Raw genomic sequence first — 18673 nt, forward strand, 5'->3', positions numbered from 1 at the left:
GTTAAATTCAGACATCGGTCATGTACCCCTCAGTCACTTTGTTGCCGATCCGATGGGCCGGGTAGTAGTGGCGCGCACGTTCGTTGAAGAAGCTCAGCCGACCGCCCACAACGGATCCCGGGAACGGGATCCCGACGGTTGTATTGACGTTTTTGCGGTCGAGTTCGTCGAGTAACTCGGATGCTCTGGTAAACGGATACAGGCTCCCGAGACCGAGGAGGACCAGCACCGACGAGCGATCGTTGGTGACACTGCCACCAGAGATATGTTCGCTAATGAGCGTCTCAACGAGTTCTGAGGCAAGGTTTCGCTCCAAGGTATCTTCGACAGCCGCCGTTTCAACCCGTTCTAGTGGTCCCAGATCGATACTGGTCTCGAAGGCTGTCGTCTGGGGCAAGAGTGCATCCAGACGGACACTTGTAATTCTCACCGCGGTGCCACTGGTGTCGGTAACGTCCTCCCAATCGGCGAGTCGCCCCTCAGGTGCGCTTGCCCATGCCTCAAGTCGATTCGTCACCCGGTGTTCGATCCGTGGCTCGACGGGCACCATCACGAAGGGGTTCCGAATCCCGCGGCGCTCGCCGCGGGCGAAATCAACCAACTCGTCGGTGAATGCGACAAGCGGGTTCTTTGTTGTCTCACTCATCGGACGATCACCCCGCCGTCAACATCGACGAGATCAAGATCTATCCCGCTGTCTTCGAGCGACTCGATTTGGGCTCGGAGCGTCTCCGCATCCGCATGCAACAGGCCGACTCTGTTCACCTCACGCGGCGTCTTGCCATCGAGCAGTCGATCGATCGTCGCGAGCTGCTCTCGACGCTGGGCGACCGTTTCTTCTGAAAGCGCGTCCCAGTCGAGTCGCCCGTTGAGCCGCCCCAATATCGTCGTCAACACGCTTGAATCGGCGGCTCCTGGCTCGGGGTCGGTTAGACCTTCCAGTGCTGTCGTACTGTGCTCAACGGTGTTCCGGAAGGTTCGGAGGGGGTTGAGGTATGTGGTCATGAATCCGTCCTGGACCATGGTGAGCTCCGTTGGCTCGATCAGCCATGGATGGTCCTCCAACTCTGCCAGAAGCGACTCGACTGCTGTGGTGGCCTGTTGCTCGGCCCATGCCTCCTCGAGTGCGTCAATAGCTGGCTGGCGCGCATCGAGTTCGTCGACAAATTCGGGCCATCCGTCATCTGTCCACCAGTCCATCTCGGTGGCACCTTCGACTTGGTCAGTCAGGGTTTGTAGTTGGTCGCGGACATCGTCGCCGAACCATCCGACTTCGCTCAGTTCAGATCGGGTGAGGCCTTCCAGCTGGAGGAGGAAGGGAAGGCGCTCGTCCCACTGTGTCTCGGCCATCGTCAGGATGGTCGCTTCCGTCTCCGTCGCTTCGATCATCTCTCGTAAGTCCTTGGTGTCGGACGTCGTGGCTCGATTTTGTCGTTCTGCGGTTGCGTCCGCGATGGCTTCGGCCTGCGTTGCGAGCCGCCGGACAAGCGTCTCTACCGCCGTCTCAAATGTGGTGTCCGCTTTGACTCCAGCATTACTTGCAAGAGCGTTTGCCCGAGTCTCGACATCTCCGAGCCAGTCCGCGAAGTTGATGTACCCCTGATTTTCGCTTTCAGTTGGCTCGATGAGATCGTGCTCAACGAAGACGTCTTTTGCTCGCTTCCCTGGCGGAACTGTCGCAAGGGTGAGGTCAGTGTGCCGACGCGGGCTGAGTAAGGCGTCGAGCTCGACTGGGTCCTCATCGACTGTCGTGACTCTGAACACGCCAGCCCGGCAGAGGCCCCAGAGGACAGCGAGCAGGGCGGGCGACGGATCCTGTCCGGAATCGGTGGCAACACTGAATAGCGGCTCCTCATCGATGGCCCGGTCTAGAATGGTGGCGACGTCTACCCCCGCTTCGCTGTTCTCGATTTGGGTCCCAACCAACCGACGGACCTCGAGTGCAATATCACTGTACGTCGCGTAATTCCCCGTTTTATCTGCAGGCACACCAATCGTCTCGGCCCAACTCGGGAGGGCATCGTCATCGTCGTCAAGCTGGCGCAGCTCGTCTAAGTGCGAGTCTGAGATCCGGGCAAGCAACGGGTGGAAGTAGTCCGGGTATGTCTCGGTGATATACTCCGTTAAGGCGTTCGGGAACGTCGCAAACTCATCGGCTTGGACAGTATACGTCCCGTTTGACAGCGCAGATCGGAGTTTATCAGCGACGCGATTGGCGGCATCATTCCGATCACGGACGACAGATTCTGGCGGGTTCGTCCGTCGAGTTGCCTTCTCGAGGGCCCACCATTCGGTCAGTTGCGTCCGGAGCTCGTCAAGTCCCTCGGTCTCCAACATCCAGTAGAGCTTATCCCGTGCAATCCGGTCAGTATCCACGTCCGGTCGCAGCCCCCGGACAACCACATCGACGTCAAAGACGGTGTTCTCCTCTTCGGAATATCCGGTCTCCAGGTGTGTCCCGTCGATGTGGAACGAATAGCCGGCCGGGTAAGCAGTGGTCTCACCGTCGTCGGTTCCCCAGTCGTAGCTCCCTGGCAGGTCTAACTCAGCGATAATGTCGCTCCAGAGCTGCTGGTCGAGCGTCTCGATAATCTCATCCCAGTCAGGATCGGTTTCGAACTCGCGGGCGTTAGAGATGAGTCGCTGTTCCTCTCGATCGGTCAGTCGCAGGTCGGCTCCGTCCGTGCTGGTGTCGGGGCGGATGTACTTTTCGAGGTTCCCTTCCAGAGAGTTCCGCACCTGTGTTTGGACGTTAGATCGGATCTCTCCCTCGAGGTCATCCATAACCGCCGTCGCGAGGTTGGAATCACTCTGTGGAACCATCTCAGGGACGTAGGACAGCAGCAGGACCGCTTTGGCGACTTTCACGTCAAAGGCCGTCGTTTCGGGATCCGTCTTGATGTCCTCGATGACATCCGTTTTGTCCGGGATGATGTCTTCAAGCTCGTACTGGACTAGATCGTAGAAATCGACGAGGCTGATGATCGGCTTTTCGCCATCTTTCTCAGCCCATTCGGCGCGGAGGCCGGCAACAATCGACAGAACCGCTCGTGCCGTTCCGGAGAAAATTGATTTTGTCGCGTCCGACAGTTGGTTCCGCAGGTTCGAGAGGATCTCCATGAACAGCGCCGGTTGGTAGGGAAGCAGTGGATAGTACTGAATAAACTGCTCTTGGTCAAGCTCGTCAAGGCCCGGCGCCGTGTTCTGGGTCACCTCCCGATAGGTGAGCATAATCTCCGGGTCAACCGTCGCCGTGAGGGCGTGATTCTCGATCCACTGTCGCCCCTGATCGGATTTCGCGAGGAGGCGCTGCTGGACAATCTCTCCGACGTGGCGACTGGGGAGCTCGTACTGTTGTGGGAACCTGTCTTTGAGAATCCCGAAGTTGAGCTGTTTGACAGCGAGTCCGGGTTGGACATCTTCAATATTCGACTGGGCCGTCACGACGGAGATGATGTTGCCCTGGCCAACGTCTTTGATACCCTCTGCGAGGGCGTTCAGTTCTGAGAGCCGCTGGTAGTTCCCCCCAATAAAGAGCGTCACCTCGTCCATCAGGAGCGCGATCTTCACTGGGCGATCGAACTGTTGTTCAAGCTCTTGGCGGTACGACTCGATCTTCTGGACGGCGAGTTCCTGTCCGATCTTCTTGTTTTGGATGTCGCCCAGATTATCGACCATCCCCGTGGCGCGCTCAGTCAGGTCCGGGAGGACGATATCCGAGAGGATCTGGTACTGGCGAACGTCATCCCAGGTATAGTTGGGGTTCGGGACCCCTTCGTCGACGAGAACCTCGTTCAGCAGTGTCTCGCGCTGGTCCCACACCTCACGGGTATCGAACATGCCGCCCGCCCGATTGAACTCCTCTTCGAAGAAAGCGACATCGAGCCGGTCGGCGAAGCCGCGCTGGTTGTAGACCGCTTGGAGGACGATCTCGCTGAAGCTCTGCTCGCGGACGCCCTGGTACTGGAGGAGGTTGATCGACAGCGGGACAACGACGGTGTCCTCGTGGAGGGCCTGCCAGGCCTCGCCCAGCTCCGACTCGGCGTCGTTGCTGTCGAACCGACCCCACACGGCCTCCGGTCCCGCAGCTTCTACCTGTTCGGTGTCGAGCAGGAGATCCAGCGCAGTCAAGAGGTGGCTCTTCCCGCTGCCGTAGTAGCCATAGAGCCAGTGGTTCCGTTCGTCGGCGTCAGGGGTCTCCTCGTGGAAGTGGCGGAATAGATCCTCGAGGAAGGTTCCGGTGGCCTCTGTCAGGTGATAATCATCGAGATAGCGACGATAGAGTTCTTCACGCCGCTCTGCCTGGTCGTCAATCTCGAAATCCCGGTCGATCCGGATCGATTCCTCGAACTGCGGGTCAGGGTCTTCGAATAGGTGGTCGTCGTCGATCATCCTGTCTCTCCAAGTTTAGCGTAGAAATCGTCGACTGGTTCGTACCACAGTCGCCCGTGGGACTCATGCGTGGACCAGCGGGTGGATTCCGCGAGCCGGTTGCTCTGCGGGCTCCAGAACGATTCGGGCTGGAAGAGGTACCGCCATCCGAGTGGGTTCATGAGCCACTCGTCGTCCAGCTGTTGCCAGGACCAGTATGCAGCCACTTCCAAGGGAACGTCACCGATGTTCGGGACATCGCCGTCGGTTCCCTGTTTGGATTGAATCACGCCGATCGATCGAAGGACACCGCGGAAGTTCGTCCCCCAGCGGTCCTTGGTCGACTCTGAGAAGTCTAACGGGGAGCCGTCAGTATGCTGGAACTCATCGAGGAACTCGATAATCTGCTCGTTCGAGAAATCGAGGGCGCTGACACTCCGGCGTTGGAGTTGCTGAAGATACTCATGCAGGACGTACTGTACAACCGTGTCCTCGGCGACAAGGTAGCAGTACAGCACCTGCAGTTGGTCCCGCTCTTTGCGGCACGTATCGAGGATATCCGGAAGATACTGGAGTGGCGGGAGCCCGCCGCCGGCCTCCTGTAGTCGGGGCTTGATCGCGTTGAACGAGCGACGAGAGCCCTCAACGGTGAGGCGCTCTGCCTCTCGTCGTTCGAGCCACTGCTCGCTTGCCGTCGTCCAGTCCCCACATTCGTTGTATAGGTCTATGATGGCACGGGTCTGTTCGAGGTCGAGGCTGGCAGCGACGAGCCCGATATGTGTCTCGTCCTGGCTGAATTGGCCATTCAGGGATCGAATTTCGTGATCGTCCCTCGCCGGCCGGCCGTTTGCCATGGGCAGAGAGGAGGGAGGTCCCCACTTAGATGTTCTTGTCCTAACTCATTTTAGAAATCAGAAACTACCCGCCCTCCTGCCATGCGAAGGTTCATGTAGCCTGCGTTGAGGGTTGTATACAATTGTGTCTGGGTCCGATTCAACTCAGCGGAAAGCCCAACTCGACAAGGCCGAGCGCGAGCACCTCGAAGATGTCGTTACTGATCTTCGGGAGCTCGTTGAGCGTGAGATCGAGTACGAGCTCGAACATCAGTATGAGTTAACATCGAGGGAGGGTGGTGAGGGACTCTCTACAGAGGAGGAGGCAATTCGGAAGAAGTTGGTCGAGGCGATCGAGTACGAAAATCCGGGCGAGAAGTCCTGGCAGTGGGCGTACGACCAGTACGTGACCGGCGTCGGCTACACGCTCGTGAATCGGCTCGCGGCGCTGCGATGTATGGAGGTCCGTGGCTTTCTCGACCAACCGGTGACACAGATCGGTGACTCTGGGCTGACGCCGGCTGCGGAGCAAGTTCTTGGCGAGCGGTTCGATGTCGGGCCCGACGAAGCGCTCATCGTCGCCTTCCAAGAGGCGTGTGAGCAGCTCGACGACGAAATTGAGATCCTTTTCGATACCAACTCGCCGTACACGGTGTTGGATATCGAGCCGGATCTCTTCGAAGATGCGGTGGCGGAATTAGACGAGATTCCAGAGGCAGTGTGGCGCGCCGACGACGTCCTCGGGTGGGTGTACGAGTACTACAACCGCCCGGTCGTCGAGGCGCTCGATGCCAAAAACTCGCTCGAACCCGAGGACGTAGGGCCGGCGAATCAGTTCTACACGCCACACTGGGTCGTGCGTATGCTCGCGGACAACTCGCTGGGGAAGCTCTATCTTGAAGCGACCGATCGAGAAGACTCCATCCCCGATCCCGAGGCGCTCTCTCCCGACGAGCGGAAGAACCGCCTCGTCACGCCGGAAGACTCTCCCAACATCCCGGAACTCTGTACCTACCTCATTCCCGATGAGGAGCCCGGTGACGCGCCGGAGTTCGACCACCCGCGCGAGCTGCGCGTCATCGATCCGGCCTGTGGCAGCGGCCACTTCCTTCTCTACGCGTTCGACATTTTAGAGCGCATCTGGTGGGCGGAGACGGAACTCGACCGCGCGGAGATTCCCGCGAAGGTCCTCGAACACAACCTCTACGGCGTCGACATCGACCTGCGCTCCTGTCAGCTCTCGGCATTCAATCTCTATTTAAAAGCCCGAACGCGGGCCGAAGCGGAAGACGGCGCGTTCGAGATGCCCAACGTCGGGATCGTCTGTGCGGACGCATCGATCGCGGAGGTGGAGGAGGCGACCGACGTGCTCGACGAGATCACCGGCGAGGGGAGCGATCTGCGGGAAGCGCTGGACGACGTGATCGAGACGTTCCAGCACACTGAGGCGCTCGGAAGCCTGCTGGACGTGAGCGGGACCCTCGAAGCGGCGTTCGACGCGAGCAAGACGCAGACTGAACTCGGCGACTACAACGGCGGAACACACCAGTCGCTCAACTCGTTTTTAAAAGCGCTCCGCCGAGCCGTCGACGACCAAACCGGTGACTCGTTCGGCGAGCAGAATCTTCGGAGTTTCCTACATCTGCTGGTGGTGTTGACGCAGGAGTACGACACGGCGTTGATGAATCCGCCGTATGGAATGCGTGGGCGAATGCCAGATGCTGTTCAAGAGTATGTCTCTGAGCGTTACGATTACCATCAAGACTACTATGTGAATTTCTTTGAGGTCTGTGAACGACTTTCGAAGCGGAACGGACGAGTGGGTATGCTCGTCCCTTGGTCGTTCATGTTTCGGAAGGTTTTCGAGAGTTTCCGGGTCGATTTTGTCAGCCAAGACCGTGCGTTTGATTTCCTTGCTGAATTCGGCTACGACGTCCTCGACAACGCGATGGTAGGAACTGTGGGGACAGTTGTTCGAACTGCTCCTGATGAGATCGATGACGGACAGTTCATCCGCCTTCACGACGTACCGAAGGCAGACAAGGAAACAACGTTCCTTTCGTCAGCATTCGTCAGTGAATTTGACGATGAAATCAAACGACGATACACTCGAAGTGCCGAGGATTTTTCCATCATACCCGGTGCCCCCATTTCCTACTGGGTTCCACGTGAACTTCGTGATCTGTATAACGCAGAGACCGTTTTAGACGCAGATAACGCTGAGCTTCCCAAAAAAGAGAGTATTGGGAGCGTCAAAGTGGGGCTACAAAGTGGAGATGATGGGCGTTTTCTCCCGTTCTACTGGGAGGTATTGGGAATTCTTGACCAATTCCCCCCCGTATCTAACGGGGGGTCAGATACCTGGCTTCTCCCGAAAAACACCCAGACGATTCAGTGGGAAAATAATGGAGATGACGTTCGTCGCTACTCTGGATCATACCTCCGCAGCCCGCACTTGTATTTCAATGAGGGAATCACATTCAATCGGCGTAAACGAAGTGGGCGTCACTTCGGCTTCATGCATGCTGAGTCAATATTCACCGAGTCAGGGACAGCAATTTTCCCAGAGGAGATGAATACATGGACGATAATTTCGTACCTTAACAGTCGCCTAGTGACCTATCTTAAGTTGGCACAGACATTCGAACGGAAGTGGGAAACCGGAACCGTTTCTCGTCTTCCTGTCTCAGAAGTTGTCTTTGAAAACTCAGAAGTACTCGCCGAATCGGCAAAGTCACAGTTTGGGAAGGTACTTGGACGTCGTAGTACTGAATTCACCTCTCCACACTTTTCAGGGACCCTCGCTGCGCAGATGCTCGGATATGGCAATCCGAACCCACCGGATCATCCACATCGGACTCTCTTGGAAGAAATAGACTGGGAAACGCCACCGAAGATGGATCGAAAAACGAGTATCAAGGAACTAGCAAGATCCGGTGAAGACTATCTAAAACGCCTTGATCGGGAGCTAGAACAGAGCGCGCGAAAGACGGATCAGCTACTCTTCGATCGACTAAACTTGAGTGAGGATCTCCGACGAGAAATTCTTCAAGAGGTAGAGCTACGGACGATAGATGATCCGCTGACCGAGTGGGATCAGGTCGATTCGGAACGCGAGGACGCCCCATCCATTTCTCTAACTGAATTTGTCCAGAATCTCCTTCTCCAGTTCACGATGGATGTTGTCAGAGAAAGCAACGATGGAATTGTTCCATTATCGTCAGTCGAGGGGAGTGATGGACTCTTGAACCGAATTGAAGAGAAATTTGAACGCGTCTGGGGCGACCACGCCGCCGATCGACTCGCCGAGGTCGACGACGTGCTCGGCGGCAGGAGCGCCGCCGAGGAGGCGTACCCGAACCTCCAGGCGTGGCTCGAAGACGACCTCTTCGACTACCACGTCGCGACGTTCGACCGGACACCGATCCTGTGGCGGTTCACGACAACGCGGCTCGTCTCAGACCCGGAAGGAGAAGGGTTCGGCTGTCTGGTCGACTATCACCAATTAGACGAGGGCATCTTCGACCGCCTCCAGAATCGCTACCTCGACCCGCGGAAGGAGCTTCTGCGTGAGCGGCGGAACACCGCGGACCGCCGTCGGAGCAACGACTCCCTGTCGACAAGCGAACAGGCCGAGGCTGCTGAGGAGTACACCCGTTACCAGAGTTGCCTCGAGCAGATTGCGGAATTTGAGGACAACATGGCCGAACTCGCGCAACAGTCTCTCCGGGAGTGGCCCGAGGACAAGCAGGATCTTGCCGCCGCTGCAGCCGATCGCGTTTCTGAGTTCAGGGCACTCACCGAGGAACGGCTCGACGACGTCGACGAGCTCGCCGCCATGGAGGACGTGGACTTAGCCGAACTGTTCACCGGGAACTTCTACGAGAAAGTCGAAAATCAGCGTGAGGAGTGGATCGACGGGCTAGAGGATCTCGAAACGGCGTTCGACGCCTACGCTGCCGACCCAGACGAGCCTGTGGAAGCGCACCTGTACGACCTGTTTGAATACTATACTGACGACCTCCTCGGGAGCTCGCACTTCGCGAGCAACGGGATTCTTTACATGACCTACTACTTCGACAAGCTGGGGCAGGTCGATCAATCCCAGCTCGAGAATGATGAAGAGTTCCAACAACAGCGACTGATCTCCCAGCTTGCGAGCGACTTAGAAGAGTACATCGAGCTCGGTGAAGCCATCAATGAGGACTGTACGGAAGTCTCCTCAGAGATCCCCGCCGACTGGGCAGACCGTGCCCTCTCGGAGATCACGACCGCAGGATACCAGCCCAACCACAAACACGGCGTCGCGATCAACATCACGCCACTCGCAGAGCAGCAGATCGTCCCGAAGACCGTCGACGACGATGTCCTATAACAAGCGATGTACGAACCCGGAGACCGCGTTCGGATCAACGACCAGCCCGCGGAGGTGATCCGCACCGACAGCGTCGGCGACATCGAATATCTCCGCGCCTATATCGAAGGCGTCGGCCCGAAGACCGTCTCTATCGCTGACGTCGATATCACGCCGATCGACAGTCAGGTAGAGACTCTCCCGGAAAACGTCGATCAGTTCCACCCCGACCACGAGGCCGTCGACGCCGACCGGTTCGACCTCCGGATGGAGGCGCTGAACCTGACGATCGCCCACGAGCAGGGCCAACTCCTCTCTATCTCGAACTCGCTGGTCCGGCTGGAACCGTACCAACTGGCCTGCGTGAATCAGGTAATGGAGTCACTTCGCCAGCGAGCGCTTATCGCCGACGACGTGGGGCTCGGGAAGACGATCGAGGCGGGGTTGATTCTCAAGGAGCTCCAAGCCCGAAACCGTGCTAACAGCGTCCTGTTTGTCGTTCCGGCTCACCTGCAGAAGAAGTGGGTCCGGGATATGGACCGCTTTTTCGATATCGATCTGACCCTCGCCGACCGAGCCTGGGTGGAGGGCGAGCGACGTCGCCTAGGCGACGCGGCCAACATCTGGGACCAGGATGATGTCCAACTCATCACGAGCATGGCCTTCCTCCGTCAAGACGAGTTCCAACCCGCCTTAGAGGATGCGTTCCGGGACGTCGTCATCATCGACGAGGCACACAAGGCTGGCAAGCGGGGAGATAGTCCGTCAGTCACGTCCCAGATGGCCGAACGCGTCACCCGCAACTCCGAGTCGGCACTGCTGTTGAGTGCGACGCCCCACGACGGCAAGGGCGAGGGCTTTCGCTCACTCATCAGCTATCTCGACCCGCTGCTCGTCGCCGAAGACCAGGAGCTGAGCCGGGAAACCGTCGAGCAGGTGATGATCCGGCGTGGGAAACAGACCATCTACGACGATAACGGCGAGCGGATCTTCCCCAATCGAGAAGTCAAGACGATGTCGGTGTCGATGACGCCCGCCGAAGAGCAGCTGTACGACGGCGTGACTGAGTACGTCCAGGAGGTGTACAACCGCTCGGAGCAGCTCAACGAGCCCGCTGTGGGCTTCGCGATGGCGCTAATGCAGAAACGACTGGTCTCCAGCGTCGGGGCGATTCGAGAAACGCTCCGTCGACGGCTCCAAGGGCTCTTAGAAGAGGGCAGTGCCGATCGTGACCTGTCGACCGAAGCGGAGGCGTATCTCGACGGGCAGGATCTCGAGGAGGCCGATCAGGAGGCCGCCGAGCAGGAGCTCGAACAGTTGACCGTTGTGCAGGGCGACGAGGCTCTGCGGACAGAGATCGAGATGTTGCAGGATTTGGTTGGGCAGGCCGAGTCGATTCCGGTCGACACGAAGGCCCAGCAGGTCAAACGCTATATCCAACAACTGCTGGAGGAGAACCCCCAAGAGAAGCTGTTGCTGTTCACGGAGTATCGCGATACGCTCGATTATCTCTTGGAGGAAGTCTCTGACCAACCCTGGGCCGACGAGATTCTCACGATTCACGGCGACGTCGACAAAGAGGACCGCCAGCAGATCGAAGACCAGTTCAACCACGGTGAGCCGCGGCTGCTGTTTGCGACTGATGCAGCCAGTGAGGGGATCGACCTTCAGCACAGCTGCCACATCATGATCAACTACGAGCTGCCGTGGAACCCGAACCGGTTAGAACAGCGGATCGGGCGGATCCACCGGTATGGACAGGAGAAGGAGGTCAAAGTCTGGAACTTTCAGTTCGAGGGAACTCGCGAGAGCGAGATTTTCGAACTCCTCGAAGAGAAAGTCGAGAACATCCGCTCGAAGGTCGGCTCGACGGCCGACGTCCTGGGGATGCTGGACGATATCAACATCGACGACCTGATCATGCGGTCCGTCCAGAACGAGGAGCCGCCCGAAGCAACGGCCGCTGAGCTTGAGTCGCTCATGGAGGAGCGCGAGCAGACGCTGCTCGAATGGTACGACCGAAGTCTGATCGACCCAAGCACGTTCGACGCAGAGAGCCGACAGCGAATTCAGGATGTGATCGATGACTCGGCGGACGTCTTCGGGACAGAGGCCGATATTCGGGCATTCGTCGATCGTGGGTTGGAGACGGTCGGCGGGCGACTCGAGAAGCGTGGGTCTCAGCTGTACGACGCTCACGTTCCGGCATCGCTCTCAGAGTCGGGTGTCGCAACGGAACGTGGCCCCGTAACGTTCTCTCGTGAGTTCGCGATGGACCACGAGGGGATCGAGTATCTCTCACCCGACGACGCGCTTGTGACGCGGCTACGCCGGCGCTTGTTGAGTGGTGAGGAGGGGACGGTCGGACTGAAGTTGCTCCCCTTCGTCGAGAATCCCGGTATTACGTTTATCTACAAGATCGGCTTCGAGGATGGAACTGGAGAAACGATTCGAGAGGAGCTGGTTCCCGTCTATGTGGATCTGGGCAGTCAGAGTCCACGACGACCAGTTGGTGAGCAGGTGCTTGAAGCCGACACGATTCGTGCCAAGCCCGATGCGGGGACAGTTCGGGAGTTACTTGAGAGCCGAGAAGAACTTGAGACCGCCGCCGAGGGATATGTGGCGAATGTGTTGACGACAATAAAGCAAGAGCTTAACACCGACCGGGAAGCCGAGGTCGAGCAAGAACGGGAGAATCTGGAGGCGTATGCCGAGGCAGAGCGCGAACGGCTTGAAGCGTTTATCGACGAGTACCAACAGCAGGCTGCGGCCGGACGGGACATGGAGATATCTATCCGGGGGCAGCGACAACGGTTGGAGCAGCTGGACGAGCGTGTGGAAGATCGGAAGGGCGAGCTCAAGCGGCGCCGACAGGTTATCTCACTCGCCCCGGAGGTCGAAGGGTACTGTCTAACACTGCCGGTTGAATAGCGTGGACCCAGCGTAGCTGGTCTATTCGTTGAGGAGCGACTTCTCTGAGAGCGGTTCGGTGCGCTCTGAATATTTCCAAGTGCCACCTGATGGACTCGTCGACACTCTCTTTAACCAACGAGACGCCCAAATTTGTTGGTTAAATTCTCACGCTCTTGTGTAGAGCTGCGGAAAGACGATTTGACATTTTGAACACCTGCTGGCGTCCGGCGATCTGAGTCCCAGTTAGCGTACTTAATTCGCTGCAGGGTACAAATAAACGACCTCTTTCCGCATTTCTACATAAGAGCGAATTCTCATTCTACCACTGTTCCCCGGCTACAGCACTTTGTCGTCGACGATCTCCGGAACGATGTGCTGGTCGGCGAGAGGTCTGATGTTGATCGCCACCCCGTGTTTGTGGTTAGGCTGGTACCCGGCAGTGGTGATCTCCGAGAGCGCTCGGTCGGCCCAGTCGGAGGGAATCTCGCGGTGCACGGCCTGACAGCGGTCGTCGATCTCTTCGGTAAGCGCTTTGAACTCTACGAGCGCCGGCGGCTCGCCGTCTTCGTCCCAGACCTCGTCGACGTAGCTAGCATCCAATACGGATGGGTCGTCCAACCCTGTAGCAAGCGACGCGAGCAGCTGCTCATCATCGGTCAGGTGCTCATATGGTTCCCCATCATCGTCGAGAAGCTCGCTTCCTTCCCGCTCAAAGTAGTAGGTCATGAACAGAATCCCCGAACTCGAGTAGTGATCGGAGCCCTTGAGCCGCCAGTTGAAATAGTCGAACAGATCTGCGAGATGTGCCTCGACCGGCTGGTCGTTCGGCTTGGCGTAGGCCTCACACGCGTGCTCAAGCTCATCCAGTGCATCGAGCCATTCATCCTCCCACTCCTGGACTTTCTCCCAGAATCCGTCCGAGAAAGTATCTTGGAACCAGTCTTGGCCTTTCTCTTCCCGGAGTTCAGCGAGGGCGTCGAGGCGCTCTTTCGTCTCCGCTCGGAAGACCGCTACCTTCGGTGCGAGTGCTTCAACTTCCTCGCGGCGCTCCTGACTGAACTCGCGTTCACTCACGCTTCCAAGCTCCTGCATCGCGTTTTCTAACTCGTTGATCTGGCCGAGCATGTTGGTTGTCTGTTCGAACGTGTTCGCAGCCTCGGAGCGTTCAGTCGATGACAGGGACTCATTGTTCCGGCGTTGGTTTGCCGTCGACTGCCGGTTTCGGAGCTCGTCTTTCCGTGGGTCGAGATACTGGGTCGTGAGTCGGTCGAACAGGCCTGAATCGAGCTGGTGATAGTCGACGAAACACGCAAAGCCGGTCTCGTTCACGTCGGCGACGAGTCTGTCGGTGCTGAGCTCCCAGAGGATCGGCGTGTTTTCCATCCGATCGACGTGGTAGTCGAACAGGTCCTCGGCGATGAAGTTCCGGAGATTGGGGTACGCCTCCTCGGCGGCGGACTTGGATCCGAGTATCTCGTCAACTTCGCGGAGGCGATCGTCGGCGTGCTCACCATAGGCATCCTCGAAGCGCTCGACGATTCGATCGAGCATGTCGGGCTGGTCATCAATCTGAGACACCGGGATAATACCGTCGTCCTCCTCGCGGACGGCCTCCATCGCGAAGTGATGGACAAGGTCTTTGACCTGCTCGTCGATGTTGTCGGGGACTTCGGGGACCGATTCGGGATCGGGGACTTCGCGGTCTTCGGGGGATTCAGAGGTTCGGAGGAAAATCTCCTGGCGGATTTGCTTCTGGGTCTCTTCAGGAATACCGAATTCTTCGTATAGTATCTCATCTACACGATTTGATAGGTCTTCCAGCTTCTCTTGCCTTTGTAGACGGTTCCTCTCAACATCCCTACACAGTGTTCGGACATCTTGTTCTGATTCATGATGTTCGGATAGAATTTCTATGTCTTCAATTGTGCCTTCAACATCAGTATTATCATAGAAGAAACCTATCGAGGAATCTAATACTAGAGGTGGGCCTCTGTACAGTGGACTCGTTGGGTCAGTTGCCCTATCAATTGTTTTAATATTATACTGTTCTTTAGCTATCTCTGACAATTCTTCATTTTTGGTGAGTGATTTGTACCATGGTAAGCTGCCGACATAGCCAGCGGTCCAATTCCGGCTAATCGTGATCGATAGGATTAGCGAATGATATAGATTAGAATTGAGCGCCGCCATTATCTGCCAAATAGCTTGATCATCGTTTGGAACAAACAAGTATCCCGTCGCGCTGAAGAGACGGTCTGGTGGCTGGTAACCGAACCGGCGCCCAGTCTCTTTGATATAATTCCAAGCCAGACCGCGTTCGCCATATAATTCTTCGTTTGGTGTTCTGACCGTTGGACTATATCGTTTGATTACCTTTCCCGACTCCCCCCACTCTACCACCTGGTTTATATGCGGCGTAATCCACGCATCAGACCCACCAGTTGCTATTAGCTTGAATAATTCAGAATTCTTTGTTTCCCAATACTTTCGGTAGAATCTTTCATCATTCGCGGTTGCTAAACCCTGACGGGCCAAACCAACGGACTCCCCCTCAACACCAGCCTGCCCCGCGTCCAACTTCTTATTAGTCTGATGCAATTGACGCACCTGTTCTGGTGTTGAATAACAAATTGGTGTTCCTGGTATTGTTCTAAAGTTAGATAATTCAACATTAAATAAACGCTGTATATCATCTATTTCCCCAGAAATCGTTTCGGTAAATACAGACTCTTTCGAGTGGGTTCCAATGTCATATAATCGCATGAAGCTGCCAGTGGAACGAGGATCACCTCCACTTCGGACGACAGTACCTGCCGTACGAACAGTTGCATTGTCGAGAACTCCAATTCCAAACTCTGCGAGAAAGTCGAAACTGCTCAGTTCTCCGAGGAAATCCTTTCTAAATTCCTCAAACCGATGCTTGAACATGAAGGTTCGAGGAACAAGCATTCCAATTCTTCCATTATCTACTGTAATATTCTGTCCAAGTTCAAAGAAATTGATATAGAATTCTTTCGGATATCGATAATTATCTTCGATATATTTTTTAATTGAATTGGGCATCCGATTACGAGATCCATACGGCGGGTTCATCAGCGCCACGTCGTAATCTTGGGCTAGAATATCCAGTAGTCTCACAAAGCTCCGCAGATCCTGTGCAAGGAACGACTCTTCCTCCCGGTGCTCTTCGATGGCCTCCCGTAGACTGTGCAGCACTTGCCCAAGCGTATGACTCTCACGTGGATCATCACCCAGCGTCAGCTGCATCCCACCGATATCGGTGTCGTCCTCAAACAGATCACCTAGTGTCCCGCGAACGTCCAGCAGACTCCCCAGCCCATGCACTTCCTCGAACGCATCCAAAATCTTCTGCAACGCCGCCGCAACGTCTTCGTCATTACCAGCAACCTCCTCGAATACCGCCTCCACACCCTCGACTTCAGCGACTTTGGCATCCGCACAGACAACCCCCACCTCGGGCATGTCGAAGCCATTGGCGCCCTCTACCTCGGCCCGCGTCCGTCCTTTCAGATACAGATTGAATGCCGCGAGCTGACAGGCTCGCATATCTAGATCTACGCCATACAGATTGTGCTTTAACACCTGCCGCGGAATCTCTGCCCTATCCACTTCCGTCTCGGCCCGCCAAATCCGCTCTAAGACGTCGAAAGCATACAGCAGGAAATGCCCACTTCCACAAGCGGGATCGATCACCCGCAGCTCGGAGGGATGGTCAAAGTCGGTCGGCTCACCATCCTCCTCAGAAGAAACCAGATACGTACAGAAGTCTGCGATATCGGGCGACTCATCTGGCGACAACGGTCGCTGTTTACGCTCTTCCGAACTCAGCGACTCCTGCTGTGTAACGACGTCATCTAACTCTCCCGTATCCTCCAGATATAGCTTCCCCAGCGAATTGTCAGTCAGCATCCGGACGACCCAATGGGGCGTGTAGAACTGGTTCGCTGCTGGAACGTCCTCCGGCTCCAACCCTTCATAATTCCCTTTCCGTCGTAGATCATCGAGCAGCCCGACGTTGTAGTACTCGTACACCCAGCCAAGCACGTCATCGGCGCGCCAGACTGCATCCGGAACGTCATCTAATTGCTCAGCGGCTTCCTCGAACAGGTCCGGATCGATATCAAGCACCGTATACGGCGAGTTGGTGTCAAAGAGGAGCTCGATCTCATCGTCGAACCGCTCGCACGCCTCCTCGAAGGCGACGATGAGCGCTTCGTCGGGCCCGACATCGAACCGCTCGCCCAACACCTGTTCTGCAGCCGGCGTCAGCCCCGACTCGCCGATTTGGGTGACGGGTTGGTCAATAAAGCCCCGAACTTCCATACACCGCAGCGCGGCGAGCCGGTTGATGAGCGTATATCCTACTCCGTTGACGTACTGCTCGTAGCACCACTGCCACGATTTCTCGCCCGGATTCTCGTGGTCGATCGCCTCGACCAACGCCTCCCGTGTCGACTGCTGCTCTGTCGATAGCTCCTCACCGCCTTCCCGCGACGTCAGGTCATACTGCTGTTCCAGCTCGTACTCGATCTCGCGCTCGACGAGCTCGCGAAGCCCAGTAACGACGTCCTCGAGATGCTCTCGTTCAGCCTTGTCCAATTGGGCCTGCCGCGCCGCAGAATTCCCCGAAGCCATTGATGTATTCTACCCTGCCCCCGGCCGTCATCAATGTTGGGCTATTGTCCTCTACGAGTTCTGCAGACGCCTCCCGCATACCCACGTACAGAGGCTCATCAAATCGCTTTTCGACGTACTTTGTCGCCGATTCGATGTCAGTAATCTGTCTAATCTACAGAAAGTGTAGTGACCGACTCTCGTTGTAGAGCGTAGAACAGCTGGTCTGGTGATGTCTCAAACTGGTTTTCTGAGATTATCGTCAGTAGCACAAGATGGCCCAGTAACGGATGCAGAATGCAGGAAAACTATGAAAAAAGACGTCACTGTAGCGGAAGAAACGGCGGTCTGTCCATCCCCGGCGTCGACAGCTTCAGTTCGTTCCTACGGAGAACTCAATTTCCGGGTACTCGTACGTGTAGCACTTGATGCCATTGTCCTCACAGTAGTCTACTAATCCCGTCGGAAGCACATCAATTTCCTCGTAGTCAGCGAAAAACGCGACGGTCACCTCATTACTCCCATCCGGGCTCTCGACCACGACCGCCGTGTCTGGATCGCTGTGGCTAGTCTTGACAACCTGATCCCCCGGCACGTACGGGTTCTCTGCGAACGCGAGGTTCTCGTGTTTGTAGGTCCAGAGTTTAACGTCCTGGTCGTCACAATATGACGCGAGGATCGCAGGGTGGTAGTCTCGCCACGCACCTGGTCCTTTATCGAGCGAACTGGGGAATGCGACCCGCACCGCTTCCCCGTCCATTTTGTGTCCGAACGCACCGGTATTCTGCTCCGGCGGCAGCACCTCGACGACGATCCCTACCGATGGCTCCGAGTCGCCAGCCTTCACCACTCGATCTCCTGGCGAAAACGGATTCTCCGGCTTCTGATTCATGTGGGCGGTATTGGGCCCGAGATCGAGCAGCTCGTTCATCGGTCGGGCCGCGAGGTGGTCGAGCTTCTCCGGAGAGTCGCCCGAGAAGGCCTCCTCGGTTTCGACCTTCGACTTCAGCGTCTCGAGGCGCTCCCACCCGAGCAGCATCAGACTGTCCTCGTTATCCCGGTGCCAGACCATCACCACGATGTCGTCGTCAGGATCTCGTTCAACCAGAGACTCAGGGAGAAATGCGGAAACGTCCCGAGAGGACTTCACGTCGACCGTGTAGCCGAACACCTCAAAGTCGTGTCCGGAGAAGCTCTCAGAGTTACACCGTCGGATCGCCTCCTCGTTTTCCCACTCCCACATCTCGACGGGGAGATACTCGCGACAGAACTGCTCGAACGCGAGCTCGCCAAGGTTGCCGATCCGCTTGACATCCAGATCGTCAGCTCCCTGAATGACCGCTTGGTGGTGAGCTCGTTCGTGGTCGATCTCATCCGGGGTGAACCGATACATTACTTGAGTCTCAGACACCGCATAGAAATATTTTCAGACTGAAATCTCAAATCAAAGAACTAGAGAGAACGAACGACGTTGGGATCTCAATCTCCGACGACTACATCTAATTCGGAGCTTGACTGTTCCCAATCAGCCTTCGACTCCGGACTCTCGATAGAGTTGAGCAAGTTG

7 protein-coding genes are annotated in these 18673 nt (G+C 56.7%); 2 read left to right on the plus strand and 5 right to left on the minus strand.

Features of this window, described 5'->3' with window-relative positions:
• Positions 1-7: 7 nt before the first annotated feature.
• Genes ACNS84_RS12800 through ACNS84_RS12810 form a run of 3 tightly spaced genes read right to left on the minus strand, consistent with a single transcriptional unit; the run spans position 8 to position 5225 of the window.
• A complete protein-coding gene (locus tag ACNS84_RS12800; protein ID WP_435075260.1) occupies positions 8-646 on the minus strand; it encodes a BREX protein BrxB domain-containing protein in 639 nt (212 codons plus the stop codon).
• A complete protein-coding gene (locus tag ACNS84_RS12805) occupies positions 643-4392 on the minus strand; it encodes a hypothetical protein (RefSeq protein WP_435075261.1) in 3750 nt (1249 codons plus the stop codon). Before ACNS84_RS12805 ends, ACNS84_RS12800 begins: the two co-directional genes overlap by 4 nt.
• On the minus strand, positions 4389-5225 hold the full coding sequence (locus ACNS84_RS12810) for a BrxA family protein (RefSeq protein ID WP_435075262.1): 837 nt from the start codon (positions 5223-5225) through the stop codon (positions 4389-4391). Before ACNS84_RS12810 ends, ACNS84_RS12805 begins: the two co-directional genes overlap by 4 nt.
• Before the next feature lie 124 nt (positions 5226-5349).
• Here ACNS84_RS12810 and pglX (ACNS84_RS12815) point away from each other — a divergent pair, with 124 nt between their 5' ends.
• A complete protein-coding gene (gene pglX / locus ACNS84_RS12815; RefSeq protein WP_435075263.1) occupies positions 5350-9579 on the plus strand; it encodes a BREX-5 system adenine-specific DNA-methyltransferase PglX in 4230 nt (1409 codons plus the stop codon).
• A gap of 6 nt (positions 9580-9585) precedes the next feature.
• A complete protein-coding gene (locus tag ACNS84_RS12820; protein WP_435075264.1) occupies positions 9586-12489 on the plus strand; it encodes a helicase-related protein in 2904 nt (967 codons plus the stop codon).
• A 318-nt stretch (positions 12490-12807) separates the two neighbouring features.
• On the opposite strand, the gene pglX (ACNS84_RS12825) is transcribed toward ACNS84_RS12820, so the two are convergent.
• Positions 12808-17127: a BREX-5 system adenine-specific DNA-methyltransferase PglX gene (gene pglX, locus ACNS84_RS12825; RefSeq protein WP_435075265.1), complete on the minus strand. Its 4320-nt coding sequence runs from the start codon at positions 17125-17127 to the stop codon at positions 12808-12810.
• Between the two features lie 352 nt (positions 17128-17479).
• On the minus strand, positions 17480-18499 hold the full coding sequence (locus tag ACNS84_RS12830; RefSeq protein ID WP_435075266.1) for a DUF7961 domain-containing protein: 1020 nt from the start codon (positions 18497-18499) through the stop codon (positions 17480-17482).
• Positions 18500-18673 lie beyond the last annotated feature (174 nt).

Origin of the sequence: Halorubrum wangae (assembly GCF_051194135.1) — an archaeon.
Lineage (GTDB): Archaea > Halobacteriota > Halobacteria > Halobacteriales > Haloferacaceae > Halorubrum.

Bases quoted from the DNA above. Each gene is read 5' to 3' on its own strand.
- ACNS84_RS12800 (WP_435075260.1), bottom strand. From the start codon at position 646: ATGAGTGAGACAACAAAGAACCCGCTTGTCGCATTCACCGACGAGTTG.
- ACNS84_RS12830 (WP_435075266.1), bottom strand. From the start codon at position 18,499: ATGTATCGGTTCACCCCGGATGAGATCGACCACGAACGAGCTCACCAC.
- ACNS84_RS12805 (WP_435075261.1), bottom strand. From the start codon at position 4,392: ATGATCGACGACGACCACCTATTCGAAGACCCTGACCCGCAGTTCGAG.
- ACNS84_RS12810 (WP_435075262.1), bottom strand. From the start codon at position 5,225: ATGGCAAACGGCCGGCCGGCGAGGGACGATCACGAAATTCGATCCCTG.
- pglX (WP_435075265.1), bottom strand. From the start codon at position 17,127: ATGGCTTCGGGGAATTCTGCGGCGCGGCAGGCCCAATTGGACAAGGCT.
- ACNS84_RS12820 (WP_435075264.1), top strand. From the start codon at position 9,586: ATGTACGAACCCGGAGACCGCGTTCGGATCAACGACCAGCCCGCGGAG.